We start from the raw sequence: 17,226 nt of genomic DNA, 5'->3' as shown, positions 1-17,226 counted from the left end.
GGTGAACAGCGGGGGTTGATCCGGCTCTATGTGTGAAGAACGTACGATCGGTGACTGTGCAAGGTTCGGAGAAGTCTTCCCGTCGCGCCCGTCGCTCGACCACCATGGGAGTCATGCCTGTCAACGACATGCCCTGGTGGCGCTGGCGCACCAATGTGCGCTCGGCGCTGCATATGCTTTCGGATCCCGTCTTCCAGCAGGAGTGCTGGCTGGCCGGCCAGCCTGGGTACGGGGATGTGACGGACGCCGTCTACCGGCTGGTCGAGGACACCTGGCTGGACAACTGGTCCGCCGAGAAGTACGTCGGCACGATCTTCCGTGACTCGCAGGAGGCGGCGCTGGTCGATGTCGCCGTGCTGCGGGTGCTGAGGATCATGCACCAGGCGGGCGCGGACGCCCCCGTCTCGGCGTACCTCGAGCACCATGGCTGGCCGGAGGCCGTACGGGCGGCCCGCGAGGCCCATGTGCGGCTGGCGACCAACGACGGCGAGGACCCGGACATCCCGCCGCGCACCCTCGAAGTGCTGGCGATCATGACGCAGGCGGTCTGAACGACGTCGCGGGTGTGGGACGCTGTCGCGGGTGTGGGACGCTATGGAGTCATGAGCGAGTCGCATCCCGTCCCCGACCAGTACATCCTCACGCTGTCCTGCCCGGACAAGCAGGGGATCGTGCACGCCGTGTCGAGCTATCTGTTCATGACCGGCTGCAACATCGAGGACAGCCAGCAGTTCGGGGACCGTGACACCGGGCTCTTCTTCATGCGGGTGGCCTTCCGTGCCGTCTCGCCGGTGAAGGTGGCGGATCTGCGGGCCAGCTTCGCGGCGGTCGGCGAGTCCTTCCAGATGGACTGGGAGATCCATCGCGCCGACGAGAAGATGCGCATCCTGCTCATGGTCAGCAAGTTCGGGCACTGCCTGAACGACCTTCTCTTCCGGTCGCGGATCGGCGCGCTGCCGGTCGAGATCGCCGCGGTGGTCTCCAACCACACGGACTTCGAGGCGCTGGTCGGCTCCTACGGGATCCCGTTCCACCACATCCCCGTGACGAAGGACACCAAGCGGGAGGCCGAGGCCCGGCTGCTGGACCTGGTGCGCGCGGAGCATGTGGAACTGGTGGTGCTGGCCCGCTATATGCAGGTCCTCTCCGACGACCTGTGCAAGGAGCTGTCGGGCCGGATCATCAACATCCACCACAGCTTCCTGCCGAGCTTCAAGGGCGCCAAGCCGTACCACCAGGCGCATGCGCGCGGGGTCAAGCTGATCGGGGCCACCGCCCACTATGTGACCGCCGATCTGGACGAGGGCCCGATCATCGAGCAGGAGGTCGAGCGCGTCGGCCATGGGCTCACCCCGGACCAGCTGGTGGCGGTCGGCCGCGATGTGGAGTGCCAGGCGCTGGCCCGCGCGGTGAAGTGGCACAGCGAGCGCCGGGTGCTGCTCAACGGGCACCGTACGGTCGTCTTCGACTGACTGCCTTCGTGACTGCCTTCTGACCGTCTTCGACTGACTCGGAGGGCCCGCTCAGAGGCGGGACAGGGACGCTGTGGCGAAGAGCACATCCCGGATCGCCTCGGTGTCCCCGGACAGGCCCGCCACCGCCTCCTCCGGCGCGGCCATCGCCGCCGGGGAGTCCAGCGGGATGTACCAGTCGCCGCCGCCCGTGCCCTCCACCTGGAGATGGAGCGTACGGCCCGGAGTGCCCGCCTCGACCAGCCGGCGGGGCGGGGCCGCGAGCCCGGCCCGGCGACGTTCGGCCAGCGTCCCCGGAAGCAGCCGGGCACACAGGTCGATCATGGCCTTGAGGTGGGCGGAGGCCGGTGGTTCATAGGGGTAGTCGATGGCCTCGGCGATGTCCCCGGCGTGCACCCAGCACTCCAGGGCGCGATCGAGGAACGCGTCACGGATCGGCAGCGCGAAGTCCCCGTACGGCACATCGAGCTCCGCGACCCCGCGCCCGGCGAAGGACACCGTACGGACCAGGGCATGGCCCTGCTCGCGCCACAACTCCCGTACCTCACCGGGCGGCCCGGCCCCGTACGCGGCGCCCGGCTCGTGGTGCCAGTACGCCTCCGTACGGGCCAGGGGCGAGCCGGGGGCGGCGGCGCCCATCGCGGCGCCCATCGGGTCGGGGAGGCCGAGGGAGGCGGCGACGATGCCGTCCACGACCATCAGATGGCCGATCACCCCGGCGACGGTGGTGTCCCGGCCGGTGAGCCGCCGCCCGTCGAACCACTTGAGCCGCACCGGCGCACGCCACTCGGCCTCGCCCATGTCGCGCAGCAGCGCGTCCAGCCGGGCGGCCTCGGCGTCGTAGGCACTGGCCCAGCCGGGCATGGGTATCCGGGCCGGGCGGCGGCCCAGACAGCCCGCGAGCACCCGGGAGCGCAGCATCGGATCGAGGTCCAGGCTGTGCTCGGTGTGCAGCAGGCCGACGGCGTCGCGCAGCCGCAGCGCCTCCTCGGCGCAGGAGGGGCAGTGGTTGAGATGCGCCTCGACGGCGGAGGTCTCCTCCTGCGAGCACGCGGTCAGCGCCCAGGCGCCGAGCAGCGAGCGGAGCAGATCGTGCGAGAGCGGATGGGCCGCGGAGGGGGTGGGCGCCGCCAGGGGCGGGGCCGGTGGGATGGCCGCGGCTGGTGGGGCGGGCGCGGCCGGTGGGATGGGTGCGGGCGCGGGCGCGGGCAGCGCCGCGGAGGCGGGCGGTTCCGGGGCCGGACGTGGCTCGGGGTCTGGCTCGGGGCGCGCATCCGATTTCGGGTCCGGTTCTGGTTCCCGTCCCGATGCCGGTTCTGGTTCCGGATTCGCTTCCGGTCCGGAGCCGGGTGTCCGTTTCGCCGATGTCTCGTCCGCCCGTGCCTCGTCCGCCCGTGCCTCGTCCGCCGTGGGCGGGCGTGGGGCGGGGATGCCGCCGTCCAGGGCGCCCGGCCAGTGACCGCTGTCCTCGGCGGCGGGCCGCGGCGGCGGTATGCGTGGTGGCCCGGCGGGGTGGGGCGGCAGATCCGCGTCGCTGCCCCGTCCGGGCCCGTCTCTTCCGTCCCCGGAACCGGAACCGGAGCCGCCGGAACTCTCGCCGTAGGCGTCGTCGTACGGGTCCGGCCCGCCGCGCCCGGTCACAGCGCCCGTCCGTAGCCGGGAGGCGAGACCGCGCGGGGCGGCTGGACATGGGCCGTGGACAGCAGCTGGAGGCCCAGTCGGAGGCGGCGCCTGGCCTCGTCCTCGGTCACCCCGAGGGCGGCCGCGGCCTGGCGGTAGTCGCGGCGGTCGAAGTAGGCGAGCTCCAGGGCGGCGCGCAGCGGGGCGGGCATGGAGGTGACGATGTAGTCGGCGCGGGCGGCGACGGACGCCTCGCGGATCCGCTCCTCCAGGGCCTCGCTCGTAAGGGCGTCAGCGTCACCGCGGGCCGAGGTGGTCTGCGACGCGCGCAGCCGGTGCACCGCCTGGCGCTGGGTGAGCATGGCGATCCAGGCGCGCAGCGAGCCCTGCTGGGGGTCGTACGCGTCCGGGTTCTCCCAGACATAGCCGAAGACTTCCCTGGTGACGCGGTCGGCACCGGTGTCGTCCTCGAGGACCCGATACGCCAAAGTATGGACAAGCGAGGCAAATCGGTCATAGAGCTCGGCAAGCGCGGCCGCTTCGCCGCGTGCCAGGCGCTGTTGCATCCTGCGATCCCAGCGGGGCGGTGCGTCATTCGCCATGCGGCCCCCAATCCCGAGTTGTCCGGCCGGCCCTCCAGGCACTATGCCCACGTTCATATCGAATGTAATGCCGGTGGCTCTCACAACACGCGTCCATCAGGCAAAGTGCGTGAGAACGAGGCTGCGCATGGTATTGGGACGGTCGCTTTGCGCAGGATCGGGGAGACGAAACGCTTCGGCGCGGCATAGGGTCGTCCCTCAAGGCGTATGCCTGGGGGAGTTTCATGCGCCGACGGGCGGGCAGCCGCCCGGGAACAGCAAATTCCGGTTAGCGGCGAGCGAAGGGCTTCGGGCGCGTGACGTTGAAGGTGATGGAGGACCGGCGGGGGGAGTGGGTCGTTCTCCAGGTCGCGGGAGAGATGGACCTGGTGACCTCGCCCGCAGTCCGGCAGCACGTCCACGACGCGGTCGCCGAGGGCCGCCATTGGCTGGTTCTGGATCTCTCGGAGGTCCGGTTCTGCGACTCCAGCGGGGTCGGCGTACTGATCGCGGCGCGTCGGCTGATGCGGTCGTGCTCGGGTCGGCTGCGGCTGATCCTGCCGCCGCAGGACGCCGCGCACGGTTCGCATGTGCACCGGGTGCTGGCGGCCCTGGGGGTGCGGCGGCTGTTCGACGTCTACCCCGACCTGGGGGCGGCCACGGAGCTGGACGGGGACGACGAGGACGCGGTCGACCCCCTGTCGGCCTAAGCGCTCCGCCGGAAGTGCCCTGACCTGCCGCCGATCGTCCACGGCGCCGTCGTGGCTGGTCGCGCCCGCGGGCGCGACCAGGGCGCTGTGCGGCCCGTTCATGCCGCCGGACCCGTGACGCGCGGGGTCTTGGGGAAGTCGGCCCGTACGACGAAGCCGCCCTCCTTCGTGGGCCCGGCCTCCAGTGTGCCGCCCAGCAACTGTGCGCGTTCCCGCAGCCCGACCAGACCGTGACCGCCGCCCGGCAGCCCCGGGGCCACGGCGGAGGCGTCGGGCGGGCCGTTGCGCACCTCGACCCGCAGGCCCCGCGTCTCCTCCGCCGCTTGAGCCGCCCCGGACGCCGCCGCCCCGGACTCCGACCCGGACGCCGTCGCGGGCCCCGTTCCTTGAGCTGCCCCGGACGCCGCTCCCTGAGCCGTTCCCCGAACCGCCTCGCGATCCCTTCCCGGCCCATCAGCCGCTCCCGGCCCGCCCGCCGCCTCCGGCCCGTCCGGCTGCGCGTCGTTGACCCGTACGGTCACCCGCGCCCCCGGAGCGTGCTTGCGGACGTTGGTCAGCGCCTCCTGAACGATGCGGAAGGCGGCCCGTTCCACCGCCTCCGGGTGACCCGGCCGCTGGGTCGCGCCGTCCGTCTCGAAGCTGACGTCCAGCGCGCTGAGTTCGATCAGCCGGGGCAGGTCGGCCAGCCGGGGCTGCGGGGTCAGCTCCTCGTGGTCGCCGCCCGCCGCGCGCAGGATGCCGACCATATGGCGGAGTTCGTCCAGGGTCCGTACGGACAGCTCGCGGATAGTCCGCGCGCCCTCCCGCGCCTTCGCGTCCTCCGCGCTGATCTGCACCGCACCGGCCTGGAGGCTGATGAGGCTGACCTGATGGGCGACCACATCGTGCATCTCGCGGGCGAGCCGGGCGCGTTCGGTGGACAGCACCTGCTCGGCGATCAGCTCGTCGGCGTGGCGGCGGCTGCGGGTCAGGTCCTCGATCCGGGCGGCGAGCTCCCCGCGCGTACGCACCAGGAGGCCCAGTGCGATGGGCCCCACCGAGGTCACACACGCGTCGATCAGCGTGAGGGTGTTCTCCCGGTACGCGGTCGGCTCGAAGTCGGAGACCGGCCAGGGGATGAAGTGCGCGGCGGCCAGCAGCAGCGCGGAGACGCCCAGCAGCCGCCGGTCGGGGCGGAGTCGGGCCACCGTGTAGAGGGCGATCATCGGCGCGAACCAGACGTAGCCGATGAGGATCCCCGGCAGCGTGACCAGGAAGACCAGCGCGGGCAGCTTCCGGCGCACCAGCAGCGCGGCCGCCGCCACCAGCGAGACGTTGAGCTCCAGGCCGAAGGTGACGCCGTTGACGAGCAGCGCGTCGGCGACCGCGAGCAGGACGGGGACGATCAGCGAGCCCCAGCGCATGACCCGCTGTGGCGGCCGCCGCCGGGAGGCCGGGGCGGGCGGCGGCGAGGAGGGGGAGGAGGTGGGCGCGGGCGACGGGGCCGGGGACGCGCCGGGCGTACCGGACGTGCCCGGTGTACCGGACGCGCCAGGCGTACCCGGCGTGCCGGGGGACGAACTCCGGGGCGGGGGCAGCGGGGAGACGGTCATCGGGGGCCACCTATCGGCGGACGGCTGGTGACGAGCCCGGCGCGGTCGGCGACGATCGCCGCCTGGACGCGGTTGAGCCCGCCCAACTTGCCGAGCACCGCCCGTACATGGTCCTTGACGGTGCTGGGCGCCAGCCCCATCCGCTCGGCGATCTGCGGATTGGCGAGCCCCTCGCCCAGCAGCGTCAGCACCTCGCGTTCGCGCGGGGTGAGCGCCTCGACGGCCTCGGCCGCCGTCGCCTCCGCCTCGGCGGCGAGATAGCCGCCGATCACGGCGCGGGTGACGGCCGGGTCGAGGACGCTGCCGCCCTCGGCGAGCGTGCGCACGGCCCGTACCAGCTGTTCCGGATCGGTGTCCTTGAGGAGGAAGCCCGCGGCCCCGGCGCGCAGCGCGGCCGCCAGGTACTCCTGGACGTCGAAGGTCGTCAGCATCGCCACGGCGGGGGAGGCGGGGGCGGCCCGCAACTGTCTGAGGACGCTGAGCCCGTCGGCGTCCGGCATCCGGATGTCGAGCAGCACCACATCGGCCTTGCTGCCCAGCACCGTGTCCACGGCGAATGCTCCGGAACATTCGGCGACCACTTCGATGTCCGGGGCCGTGCCCAGGATCAGTCGCAGACCGGATCGTACGAGCGCCTCGTCGTCCACTACAGCCACACGGATCACCGGCCGCTCCCTGTCCTCAGCTGTCATGCCCATTGCCCGGACAGCCTGCCTCATCGGAGAGCGAATATGGAGTGGTTGGCTCCGTCAGTGGGCGGGAACACCCCCGCCGGTCGGAGGGGGTGACGGCAGACCAATGGTGGATTTCCATGGTGGCTCCCGGCAGGCAGAGTGGATCGCAAGCCGCATCACCCCGTGGGGTCGTCCCGAACCCCAGCCCCGTGACCGCGCCGGAGTGCCTCCCGATGCGCGATCGGCGGACACGGCAGCGGGGCGTTGCCGCGGTCAGGCCGCCGCGACCCCCACACGCGGCGGCCTGTTCGTCTCTCCGACCGCCCGCCGTGCGGTGCGCCCCGACCAGGCGCTCGGCCCGGCGACCCAGGCGCCGGCCGGCCCCCGAGAAGCTACGGGGAGGGGCCGGGCGGGCGGTCGGTGGGGGCGGGAGGGGCCGATGGACGCCTCACATGGGGGGCTCGGCGGGGGCCGGGCCCAGGGTGGTGGTGCCGGGCGCGGCGCGGTGGCCGAGCCCGGTGCGGTAGGCGTCCATCGCGGCCTCCTGGCGGCCCTCCCGGCGCAGCAGATCGCCCAGCAGTCGGCACAGGTCGGCCAGGTCACCGGCCGCGCCGGTGCGTTCGAGCAGGGACAGCGCCGCGCAGTAGTGCTCCTCCGCGGCCTCGGCGTCGCCCCGTTCGTCCGCGATCAGGCCCAGCAGCCGGTGGGCGCCGCCCGCGTGGACCGCGCCGCGGTCGGCGGTCAGCCCGGCCTGGCCCGGCGCCGCGTCCGTCCCGGCCTCGCTCGGCGCCTCGCCCGGCTCTCCGGCGGTGTTCGCGGCCCCCGCGGCGGGGGTGCTCGCCAGCAGCGGCAGCAGCAGGGCCTCCGCCTCCGCCGTACGGCCGCGACGGCGCAGCACATCCGCCAGCTCGACCTCGACCTGCACGGTGAACAGCGCGGCCCGCTTGGAGGCCAGCATGTCGCGGGCGGTGCGCAGTTCGCGTTCGGCGCGCTCCAGATTGCCGTCCTGGGCGTGTACGTAGCCGCGCATCCAGTGGCAGTGCGCCAGGTCGGTGTGGATGCGCAGCTGCTCGTACAGCTCCTGCGCCTTGGCCAGGGAGGCGTCGGCCTCCGCCGTCCGCCCCTCGGCGATCAGGGTGCGGGCCACTCCGCGGTGCATCCGGGCGATGAGCCCCGGGTCGTCCACGCTCGGCGCCAGCGCGAGCGCCAACTCGGCGGCGCGTACGGCACGGGCGTGCGCCCCCATGTCCATATAGGGCGCGATGGCCGCCGTATAGAGCAGCAGCAGCGCGTACGGGTCGTGCAGCCCCGAGGCGTTGAGCTCGTCGATGGAGCTCTCCAGCAGATAGCAGGAGTAGCGCAGTTCGCCCGCGAGGAGGTGGGCCACGGCCCGGCCGCGGATCGCCGGGATCCGGCGGGGCAGCGGTTCCCCGGCGAGCAGCCGCTCCACGGCCTCGAAGTGGTCCCGGGCGACGGTGAGGTCACCGGTCTCCAGCGCGCAGTCGCCGAGCCCCAGCAGGGCCGCCGAGCGCTCCTCGGCGAACCCGAGCCGCTCCGCCTCGTCGCGCACCTCCGCGAAGAGCATGGCGGCGTCCTCGGCGGCGCCGGTCGCCAGCGCCCGCCGGGCGTCGGTGACGGCGGCGCGCAGCCGGGTGGCGTCGCGGGGTGAGCGGCCGGTGGTCAGCTCCTCGTAGCTGATGCCGAGCCGGTCCGCGAGATGGCGCAGCGCGGCCTCCGAGGGGCGCACCTTCCCGGCCTCGAGGGTGGAGACATAGGCGGCGGTGTACGCGGGCTCGGCCAGTTGACGCTGGGTGAAGCCGCGTTCGGTACGCAGTCTTAACACCCGGCGCCCTATCTCGGCGGTTGACTCCGCCCCGGCCGCCCCCGTCACCGTTCCCGCCGTCCGCCCGTCACCGGCGCTTCTGTCGGCCACCGTGCCCTCTTCTCCCCGGCGGTAACTTAATCGCCGGGCTAAGTCCATTTAACGTGAGGATTGAAGGATGCAGCAGGCAAGCACAGCGGTACCGGCCGGGCCGGGCGCCGTGACGACCGTCCGTCAGCCGGAACTGCTCCTCGCCGACTATCACTTCGACGTACCGCTCGACCATAAGGCTCCCGAGGGCGAGCTGATCCGGCTTTACGCACGAGAGGTCGTCGCCGCGGGCAAATCCGCCGCCGAGCGCGAGCGGCTCCCCTGGCTGGTCTACCTCCAGGGCGGGCCCGGCTGCGGCGCGGACCGCCCGGTGGGCCGCTCCGGCTGGCTGGACCGCGCGCTGGACGAATACCGCGTGCTCCTGCTCGACCAGCGCGGCACCGGCCGCTCCACCCCGGCCAACCGCCAGACCCTGCCGCTGCGCGGCGGACCCGGGGAACAGGCCGAGTACCTCTCCCACTTCCGCGCCGACGCGATCGTCCGCGACTGCGAGCTGATCCGGCGCCGGCTCATGGGGGACCGCCCGTGGACCGTGCTCGGCCAGAGCTTCGGCGGCTTCTGCGCGGTGACCTATCTGTCCCACGCGCCCGAGGGGCTGGACGCGGTGCTGCTGGCCGGCGGACTGCCCGCGATCGACCCCGGCACCGACGCGGACGCCGTCTACCGGACCGCCTATCCGCGGATGGAGCGCAAGACCCTCGCCCACTACGCGCGCTATCCGCGGGACGCGGACACCGTACGGGCCCTGGTGCGGCATCTGACCGACCACGAGGAGGTCCTTACGGACGGGACCCGGCTCACCGTCCCCGCCCTCCAGCAGCTCGGCTTCCTGCTCGGCACCGGCGACGGCTCGCACCGGCTGCACTACCTCCTGGAGGACGTGTTCGTGCCCACCGCCGACGGGCCGCGGCTGAGCGACGCCTTCCGCGAGCAGGTGGCGGCCGTGCTCTCCCGCGCCGCCACCCCGCTCTACAGCCTGCTGCTGGAGTCCACCTACGCCCAGGACGGCCGGGCCACCGACTGGGCCGCGGAGCGGGTCCGCGCCGAATTCCCCGCGTTCGACGCCGGTAAGGCGGTCGCGGAGGACCGTCCTGTGCTCCTTACGGGCGAGACGGTGCACCCCTGGATGCTGGACACCCACGCGGCGCTGCGCCCGCTCGCCCGCACCGCGGAACTGCTCGCCGCGCGCACCGGCTGGGGCCCGCTGTACGACACCGAGCGGCTGGCCCGTAACACCGTGCCGGTGGCCGCCGTGATCTACCACGACGACCTGTACGTGGACACGGGGCACTCCCTGGCCACCGCGCGGGCGATCCGGGGCGTGCGCACCTGGGTGACGGACGAGTTCGAGCACGACGGGATCCGGGCCGGGGGCCGCCGGGTCCTGGACCGGCTGCTGTGGCTGGCGCGCGACGGGAGGGGCTGAGCGGGGAAGGGCTGAGCCGGAAGGAGGGGCCGAGCGGCAGGTCGGGAGGGGGCGAACGGGAGGAGGGGAGGGGGCGAGCGATGAGCGCGCCGCATGGTTGTGCGGTGCCCGATTTCCTAGCCACTTCCCTAATTCCCATTGCCCCCGACACCCGGACCCCTTAGGTTGAGCGGCGAATTAATCCTGCTTAACTGGCCGCTTATCGCGAGGACTTCGGGAGTCACCGTGCGCAGACGCATACGGAGCCGCATACGCAGCCGCTTCCCCCTGCGCACCGCGGCCGTCGCCGGAGGCATCGCCCTGGCGGCGGCCGCGGCCATGACCGCGCCGGCCACGGCGTCGCCCGGAGCGTCCGGCTCGGCCGCCGCCGCTGACGCCGGTTCGTCGCCGCGCGCCCTGGACGTGGAGTACTTCACCGGACCGGGCGGCCACCCCCGCCACACCGAGGTCCCGGCCGCCACTCCCGAGCGGCTGGCCCGCGCCGCCCGCTCCCTGTCCGCCAAGGAGGCCGCCGCCGACGGCCAGGTCGGCTCGGTCGCCGACAACGGCACCACGGCCGACAAGCTGGACGTCGTCTTCATCGGCGACGGCTACACCGCGGGCCAGCAGGAGGACTTCCACGCCGACGCGCGCTCCAAGTGGGAGCAGATGTCCGCCGTGCAGCCCTACGCCTCGTACAAGGACCTCTTCAACGTCTGGACGGTGGACGCCGTCTCCAACCAGTCCGGCGTCTCCGGCGACCCGTCCAAGGGCGTCGTCAAGGACACCGCCCTCGGCTCGTACTTCTGGTGCGACGACATCGAGCGGCTGCTGTGCGTCGACACCGCCAAGGTCGAGTCGTACGCGGCCAAGGCGCCGCAGGCCGATCTGGTGGTCGTGCTGTCCAACTCCACCAAGTACGGCGGCGCGGGCTACACCCTCACCTCGCAGGTCGGCTATGACGGCATCGCCACCGCCGCCTCCGACCACGCCGACTCCGACCAGATCGCGGTCCACGAGACCGGCCACTCGCTCGGCAAGCTGGCCGACGAGTACTTCTACCCGGAGTACGGCACCTACACGGGCGCCGAGCCCGACGAGTCCAACGCCACCAAGCTGAGCGCGGCGCAGTTGACCGCCCAGCAGAAGAAGTGGTACCGCTGGATCGGCCAGACCTCGCCCGACGGCGGCACGGTCGGCGCCTACGAGGGCGGCCGCTACTACCCCAAGGGCATCAACCGCCCCACGGACAACTCGATCATGCGCACCCTGGGGCGGGAGTTCAGCCTCCCCGGCCGCGAGGCGATGATCGCGGGCTTCTACCGCCACGCCAGCGCCCTCAGCAGCCGTACGGCCACCGCGACGGCCGTAAAGCGGTCGGCGGGCATCGAGGTGGACGTGCCCAAGGGCGCGTCGCTGACGTGGTACGTGGACGGGGCGGAGGTCACCGCCGCGAACGGTAAGACGAGCGTGACTCCGGCGTCGCTGGGCGTCCCGAGCGACGGAGCGACCCATAAGGTCACCGCGAAGGCGACGGACGGCACGAGCGCGGTGAAGGACCCAGCCCTGCGGAAGCTGCTCAGCGGCTCCCGGACGTGGAAGGTCACCGGCTGACCCTTCCCGTCCTCCCTTGACTGGCCGCCCCGTGGACCCCCGCTGCGGGGCGGCCCACTTTCGTGCCCGATAAGGGGCGGCCGCGGTCCGCCCCTTTAACATCGGCGGGTCCCAGACTTCCGTATGGCGCGCCCGGGCTCAATCGCCCGTGAGGGCGGGTCGGTGGTCCGGTGTTCGAGGGCCTCGGTGGGGTGAGGCAAGATGAGCCCATGGGTACCGGGGGAGAAGGCCGTCTGATCGCCAACCGCTACCGGTTGGCCACACGGCTCGGACGCGGCGGAATGGGCACGGTCTGGCGGGCCGTCGACGAGTTGCTGGGCCGCGATGTCGCGGTCAAGGAACTCCATGTGGACGAGGGGCTCACGGCCTTCGACTCGCAGTTGCGCGGCGAGCGCACCCTGCGCGAGGCCCGGACCGTCGCACAGATCAAGCATCCGAACGTGATCGTCCTCCACGATGTGATCGAGGAGGACGACTGCGCCTGGATCGTCATGGAGCTGGTCGACGGGTTCTCGCTCGCCGACCGGCTGGGCGCGGACGGCCCCGTCGGGGCGCGTGAGGCGGGGCGGATCGCGACCGCGCTGCTGGGCGCGTTGCGCGCCGCGCATGTGCGCGGCGTGCTGCACCGCGACATCAAGCCCGCCAACGTGCTGGTGGAGTCGGGCACCGGCCGGGTCGTGCTGACGGACTTCGGGATCGCGCAGGTCACCGGGTCCACCACGATCACCGAGACCGGTTCGTTCGTGGGCTCGCCCGAATACACCGCGCCGGAGCGGATGTCGGGACGGCGGACCGGGCCGGAGTCGGACCTGTGGTCGCTCGGGGTGCTGCTCTGCACGCTGGTGGGCGGTGAATCCCCGTTCCACCGCGAGTCGCTGGCCGGGGTGCTGCACGCCGTCGTCTTCGACGAGATCCCCGTGCCGGAGGCGGCAGGGCCCCTGACACCGGTCATCGAGGGGCTGTTGCGGCGGGCTCCTGAGGAGCGGCTGAGCGCCGACGAGGTCGAGCGGATGCTGCTGATGGCCCAGGAGGTGGGCGACACCCCGGAGATCCCGCTGGAGTACACCCCGACCCAGCCCAGCGTGCCGTTCGGGCCGGACGGCCGCGGTTCGTCGGCGTCCGTACCCGTGCCGCCCGCGGTGTCTCCGGTGTCCTCCCCCGCGCCGTTCCCCGCTTCCGCGCACCCGGCCGCCCCCGCCCCCGTGGCCGCCCCCGCCGCCCGGTCCCGTTCCGGTGGCCGTGGCGGGCGCCGCCGTACGGTCCTTATGGCGGCCGCGGCGGTGGTCGCGCTCGCCGGTGTGGCCGCGGGTGTCGTGGCGCTGCTGGACGAGGGGGGCGGTGACGGCGAGGCGGCGCTGGGCGGTCGTACGAGCCAGAGCGCCGACAAGGGGAGTTCGCGGAGCCCGGGCGCCCCCGAGAAGGCGCCGCAGCGGCCCGTGAAGGACTCCGAGCCCACGGCGAGCCCGTCGGACCGGATTCCCGACGGCTATGAGCTGGTCAAGGACCCGCTCGGCTTCTCGCTCGCCGTGCCCGAGGGGTTCGCCCGCGAGTACAAGGCGCCCCGGGTCTACTACAACTCGCCCGGTATGGAGTTCCGGATCGGGATCCACGTCCAGGAGCAGAGCCCCGAGGGCCCGCTCGGGCTCAGCCGTAAGGCGGACGCCAAGGGCCCGCAGGACTATCCGGGCTACCGCAGCGGCCAGGTCATCGAGACCGAGCACAACGGCCGCCCCGCCGCCCTGTGGGCGTTCATCTGGAACGGCTCGGCCGACGACGGCGGCTCACGGCAGACATACGACCTGAGCTGGAATGAAAACGGTAAAATGTATGACCTGTGGCTATCCGCCCCCGTGGGTGAGAAATCCCTGGGCAAGCGGCATTTCGACACCGCCGCCGCCACGTTCGTACGCCCCGGCGCGGAGAACTGAGCGACGTCGCAACGGCTTTGTCACGAGCGCCCACGGCGTCTCCACAGGGGTGCCGCCGACTGGGTAATGATGGGCGCATGACGAACGACGGGGGACGGGTGAACGAGCCCACCAGCTACAGCCTGCGGCCACCGCACGCTCCGGCCGCCCCGGTGCCGGCGCCGCAGCCGCCACCCGAGGTGCCCGAGGTGCCCGAGGCACATGAGGCGCACCAAGGGGCCCAGCGGTCCCAGGGATCCGAGTGGTCCCAGGGGGCCCGGCAGCCGGGCCAGGAGGCCGGGGCCGGGGCCGAGGCGGCGAGGCCGTCGCGGGGCGCGTACGAGCCGACGCAGCTCGCCGATCCGCGCGGCGGCGCCCAGCCGCCCGCCGGGCAGCGGCCTGGCGAAGCGGTACCCGCCGGGCAGCGATCTGGCCAAGCGGCGCCCGCCGGAGAGCGGCCCGCCTCGCAGGACCCGAGCAGCGGGCGGCTCATCGGCGGCCGCTATCAGCTCGTCTCCCGCCTCGGCCACGGCGGTATGGGCACCGTCTGGCGTGCGCACGACCAGATCGTGGACCGCGATGTCGCGGTCAAGGAGCCGCGCGTCCCCGACCATCTCCCCGAGCGCGAGCGGCAGACCGTCTATCAGCGGATGGAGCGCGAGGCGCGCGCCGCGGCGCGGATCGACCACCCCGCGGTCGTCACCGTCCACGACGTGGTGGTGGAGAACGGCCGCCCGTGGATCGTGATGGAGCTGGTGCGCGGCCAGTCGCTGGGCGACCGGCTGACGGAGGGCACGCTGGATCCGCGCGAGGCGGCCCGGATCGGCCTCGCCGTGCTCGGCGCGCTGGCGGCGGCCCATGAGGCGGGCGTGCTGCATCGCGATGTGAAGCCGGACAACGTGCTGCTCGGCCGGAGCGACCGGGTGGTGCTCACCGACTTCGGCATCGCGCAGATCGAGGGCGAGCAGCGGCTCACCGAGACGGGTGGCTTCGTCGGCTCGCCCGAGTTCATCGCGCCCGAGCGGGTGCTGGGCCAGCGGCCGGGGCCGGAGTCCGACCTGTGGTCGCTCGGGGTCGTGCTGTACGCGGCCGTCGAGGGCATGTCGCCGTTCCGCCGCTCCCACGCCCCCGCGACCCTCCAGGCCGTGCTCGGCTCCGAACCGCAGGTCCCCGCGCGGGCCACCGGTCCGCTCGCCACGCTCATCATGCAACTGCTGCGCAAGGACCCCGCGATGCGCCCGGCGGTGCCCGAGGTGCGGCAGGCCCTGGCGGCTGCGGCGCGGGAGCCGCAGTCGGTGCCCACCATGCTCGCCACGGCCGGATTCCCGCCGGGCGGCGGGCAGTCCACGGGCAGCCGCTTCGTACCGCCGATCCTGCACAAGAACCGTAAGGCGCAGTTCGGGCTGGGCGGTCTGGTGCTGGTGGTGGCGGCCGCCCTGGTGCTCACGATCGTGAAGCCGTTCTCCGGTGAGGGGCTGCCGCCGGGCTGGACGGTCCGGGAGGAGCGCGATGTCGTGGGCGCGTCCCTGGCCGTGCCGGGCGAGTACCGGCGGGTCCAGGACGACAGCGACTCGGACAACCCGGTGGTCACGTACTACGACCCCAGCGGTGTCTTCAGCGTCTCCCTGCGGCGGTCCACCCCCGACGGCGAGAACGACCCCGCGGACCTCGACGCGGCGGCGGACCAGATCGTGGCCTTCTACAAGGACGGCGGCGAGGCGACGGTCGAGGAGGCCAAGAGCGAGAAGGCCGGGTCGAAGCAGCAGGGGAAGGAGGCGCGGGACGTCACCACCTCCTATCTGCCGTACGGGACCAGCAGCAACAAGAACCCCGTCCGATATGTGAAGCGCGATCACCTCTACGTCAACAAGGCCAAGGTCGCCTGGGATCTGACGGTCTCCATGCCCGCCAATGGCGACGCCCAGAGGGACGGCGAGGAGCTCTACGAGCGGGTCGTACGGAATCTGAAGATCGACAAGCTCTGAGGGGGTATCGACGGGCTCCGTGGGAGTTGGCCGGGTCCGCCCGGGGCCAGGGGACGAAAGTTGTTACCGCCGGGTACCCAAAGCCGCCGGGCGGGCCTACTCTCGCCCCCATGACGGACTCGCACATCACGCAGGGCGGCGCCGGCAACCCGGTCGCCCCCGAAGGCGCCCGCACCGCCGCCGACGTCGTCACTCCCGAGCTGATCACCCGGCTCACCCGGGGCGTCGGCGGCAGCGGCACCACCGTCAGCCACACCCCGTTCACCGGGGAAGTCCTCGCCGCCGCCCTGCCCGAGTCCACCCCCGAGGACGTCGCCACCGCCTTTGAGAACGCCCGTGCCGCCCAGCGGGCCTGGGCCGCGACGCCCGTCCGCCGGCGCGCCGCCGTCCTCCTCCGCTTCCACGATCTGCTGCTGCGCCGCCAGCCGGAGATCCTGGACCTGATCCAGCTGGAGACCGGCAAGACCCGGCTGCACGCCCAGGAGGAGATCCAGGGCGTCGCCATCGTGGCCCGCCATTACGGCCGTAAGGCGCCCGCGTATCTGCGCCCCAAGGGGCATCTGGGCGCGGTGCCCACCCTCACCAAGGTCACCGAACTGCGCCAGCCGCGCGGGGTCGTGGGCCTCATAGCGCCCTGGAACTACCCCCTCCAGCTCTCCGTGGGCGATGCGATTCCCGCCTTCGTGGCGGGCAACGCCGTGGTGATGAAGCCCGACACCGAGACCGCGCTGTCCGCCCTGTGGGCGCGCGAGCTCATGGTCGAGGCCGGACTTCCGGCCGGGGTGTGGCAGATCGCGATCGGGGACGGCCCGGTGGTGGGCCCCGCCGTGGTCGAGCGCGCCGACTACGTCGCGTTCACCGGCTCCACCCGCACCGGCCGCGAGGTGGCCCAGGCCGCCGCCGCCCGCCTGGTGGGCTGCTCCCTCGAACTCGGCGGTAAGAACGCCATGCTGGTGCTGCGCGACGCCGACCTCGCCCGCGCGGTCGACGGCGCGGTGCGCGGCAGCTTCGCCTCCGCCGGACAACTGTGCATCTCCATGGAGCGGCTGTACGTCCACGAGTCGATCGCTGACGACTTCCTGGAGCGCTTCGCGGCCCGTACGAAGGCCATGCGGCTCGGCACCGCCCTCGCGTACGGGGCGGAGATGGGCTCGCTCGTCTCGGAGCGCCAGCTGGAGACCGTCACCCGCCATGTGGACGAGGCCGTCTCCAAGGGCGCCACGGTGCTCGCCGGCGGCCGCGCCCGCCCCGACGTCGGCCCGTACTTCTACGAGCCGACGATCCTGGACGGCGTGGAGTCCCCGATGGCCGTCTGCACCGAGGAGACCTTCGGCCCGGTCGTCTCCGTCTACCGCTTCCGCGACGAGGACGAGGCCGTCGAGCGCGCCAACGCGACGTCCTACGGTCTGAACGCCAGCGTCTGGACCAAGGACTCCCGGCGCGGCCGCGCGATCGCCACCCGGCTGCGCGCGGGCACCGTCAACCTGAACGAGAGCTACGCCGCCGCCTTCGGCAGCGTCGCGTCGCCCATGGGCGGCATGGGCGACTCCGGACTCGGCCGCCGCCATGGCTCCGAGGGCATCCTCAGGTTCACCGAACCGCAGACGGTCGCCCAGCAGCGGCTGATGCCGCTCGGCCCGGCCTTCGGGATGACGGACGAGAAATACGCGGACTTCATGACCCGCAGCCTGCGTGCGCTCAAGGCACTGCGCCTGCGCTGACCAGCACATTTC

Annotated in this window: 13 protein-coding genes; 8 read left to right on the top strand and 5 right to left on the bottom strand. The window is 72.8% G+C overall.

The window, feature by feature from the left end; genetic code table 11:
* The first annotated feature begins 104 nt into the window (after positions 1–104).
* Positions 105–551: an SCO4402 family protein gene (locus ACJX2R_RS23645; RefSeq protein ID WP_044573757.1), complete on the top strand. Its 447-nt coding sequence runs from the start codon at positions 105–107 to the stop codon at positions 549–551.
* A gap of 51 nt (positions 552–602) precedes the next feature.
* Positions 603–1,472: a formyltetrahydrofolate deformylase gene (purU, locus tag ACJX2R_RS23640; protein ID WP_413101762.1), complete on the top strand. Its 870-nt coding sequence runs from the start codon at positions 603–605 to the stop codon at positions 1,470–1,472.
* 51 nt (positions 1,473–1,523) lie between these two features.
* Here the strand turns inward: purU and ACJX2R_RS23635 are convergent, their stop codons facing one another.
* Complete coding sequence (locus ACJX2R_RS23635; RefSeq protein WP_413101761.1) at positions 1,524–3,113, bottom strand: zf-HC2 domain-containing protein; 1,590 nt, start codon at positions 3,111–3,113, stop codon at positions 1,524–1,526.
* Positions 3,110–3,694, bottom strand: a complete 585-nt coding sequence (locus ACJX2R_RS23630) for a sigma-70 family RNA polymerase sigma factor (RefSeq protein WP_413101760.1) — start codon at positions 3,692–3,694, stop codon at positions 3,110–3,112. The genes ACJX2R_RS23635 and ACJX2R_RS23630 overlap by 4 nt, the downstream gene beginning before the upstream one ends.
* Before the next feature lie 311 nt (positions 3,695–4,005).
* On the opposite strand from ACJX2R_RS23630, the gene ACJX2R_RS23625 reads away from it, so the two are divergent.
* Positions 4,006–4,383, top strand: coding sequence for an STAS domain-containing protein (locus ACJX2R_RS23625; protein ID WP_262699276.1), 378 nt, complete (start codon positions 4,006–4,008; stop codon positions 4,381–4,383).
* Between the two features lie 98 nt (positions 4,384–4,481).
* On the opposite strand, the gene ACJX2R_RS23620 is transcribed toward ACJX2R_RS23625, so the two are convergent.
* From ACJX2R_RS23620 to ACJX2R_RS23610, 3 genes are all read right to left on the bottom strand, one after another.
* Positions 4,482–5,975: a histidine kinase gene (locus ACJX2R_RS23620; RefSeq protein WP_413101759.1), complete on the bottom strand. Its 1,494-nt coding sequence runs from the start codon at positions 5,973–5,975 to the stop codon at positions 4,482–4,484.
* The gene (locus ACJX2R_RS23615; RefSeq protein WP_262699152.1) at positions 5,972–6,640 is read right to left on the bottom strand and encodes a response regulator; all 669 of its coding nucleotides are present in this window, start codon (positions 6,638–6,640) and stop codon (positions 5,972–5,974) included. The genes ACJX2R_RS23620 and ACJX2R_RS23615 overlap by 4 nt, the downstream gene beginning before the upstream one ends.
* Positions 6,641–7,097: 457 nt before the next feature.
* Positions 7,098–8,582 carry a helix-turn-helix domain-containing protein gene (locus ACJX2R_RS23610; RefSeq protein WP_413101758.1) on the bottom strand — a complete coding sequence of 495 codons (1,485 nt, stop codon included), beginning with the start codon at positions 8,580–8,582 and terminating at the stop codon, positions 7,098–7,100.
* Between the two features lie 67 nt (positions 8,583–8,649).
* Between ACJX2R_RS23610 and ACJX2R_RS23605 the strand changes: the two genes are divergently transcribed.
* The 5 genes from ACJX2R_RS23605 to ACJX2R_RS23585 all read left to right on the top strand — a co-directional run bounded on the left by ACJX2R_RS23605 (position 8,650) and on the right by ACJX2R_RS23585 (position 17,214).
* Positions 8,650–10,008, top strand: coding sequence for an alpha/beta fold hydrolase (locus tag ACJX2R_RS23605; protein WP_413101757.1), 1,359 nt, complete (start codon positions 8,650–8,652; stop codon positions 10,006–10,008).
* A gap of 225 nt (positions 10,009–10,233) precedes the next feature.
* Positions 10,234–11,601: a M64 family metallopeptidase gene (locus ACJX2R_RS23600; protein ID WP_413101756.1), complete on the top strand. Its 1,368-nt coding sequence runs from the start codon at positions 10,234–10,236 to the stop codon at positions 11,599–11,601.
* 209 nt (positions 11,602–11,810) lie between these two features.
* Positions 11,811–13,529: a protein kinase domain-containing protein gene (locus tag ACJX2R_RS23595; RefSeq protein ID WP_413101755.1), complete on the top strand. Its 1,719-nt coding sequence runs from the start codon at positions 11,811–11,813 to the stop codon at positions 13,527–13,529.
* Between the two features lie 77 nt (positions 13,530–13,606).
* Positions 13,607–15,493, top strand: a complete 1,887-nt coding sequence (locus tag ACJX2R_RS23590; RefSeq protein ID WP_413101754.1) for a serine/threonine-protein kinase — start codon at positions 13,607–13,609, stop codon at positions 15,491–15,493.
* 110 nt (positions 15,494–15,603) lie between these two features.
* Positions 15,604–17,214 (top strand): succinic semialdehyde dehydrogenase, encoded by a 1,611-nt coding sequence (locus ACJX2R_RS23585; protein ID WP_413101753.1) that lies wholly within the window; start codon positions 15,604–15,606, stop codon positions 17,212–17,214.
* Positions 17,215–17,226 lie beyond the last annotated feature (12 nt).

The sequence above is a fragment of the Streptomyces sp. Inha503 genome (assembly GCF_047215865.1).
GTDB classification, from domain to species: Bacteria; Actinomycetota; Actinomycetes; order Streptomycetales; family Streptomycetaceae; genus Streptomyces; species Streptomyces lycopersici.
Note: the sequence above shows the minus strand (reverse complement) of the source record. Positions and strands in the feature narration are given on the sequence as shown.

Excerpts from the sequence above, each read along its gene's own strand:
- ACJX2R_RS23605 (WP_413101757.1), top strand. The coding sequence starts at position 8,650 with ATGCAGCAGGCAAGCACAGCGGTACCGGCCGGGCCGGGCGCCGTGACG.
- ACJX2R_RS23595 (WP_413101755.1), top strand. The coding sequence starts at position 11,811 with ATGGGTACCGGGGGAGAAGGCCGTCTGATCGCCAACCGCTACCGGTTG.
- ACJX2R_RS23620 (WP_413101759.1), bottom strand. The coding sequence starts at position 5,975 with ATGACCGTCTCCCCGCTGCCCCCGCCCCGGAGTTCGTCCCCCGGCACG.
- ACJX2R_RS23645 (WP_044573757.1), top strand. The coding sequence starts at position 105 with ATGGGAGTCATGCCTGTCAACGACATGCCCTGGTGGCGCTGGCGCACC.
- purU (WP_413101762.1), top strand. The coding sequence starts at position 603 with ATGAGCGAGTCGCATCCCGTCCCCGACCAGTACATCCTCACGCTGTCC.
- ACJX2R_RS23625 (WP_262699276.1), top strand. The coding sequence starts at position 4,006 with ATGGAGGACCGGCGGGGGGAGTGGGTCGTTCTCCAGGTCGCGGGAGAG.
- ACJX2R_RS23630 (WP_413101760.1), bottom strand. The coding sequence starts at position 3,694 with ATGGCGAATGACGCACCGCCCCGCTGGGATCGCAGGATGCAACAGCGC.
- ACJX2R_RS23590 (WP_413101754.1), top strand. The coding sequence starts at position 13,607 with ATGACGAACGACGGGGGACGGGTGAACGAGCCCACCAGCTACAGCCTG.
- ACJX2R_RS23585 (WP_413101753.1), top strand. The coding sequence starts at position 15,604 with ATGACGGACTCGCACATCACGCAGGGCGGCGCCGGCAACCCGGTCGCC.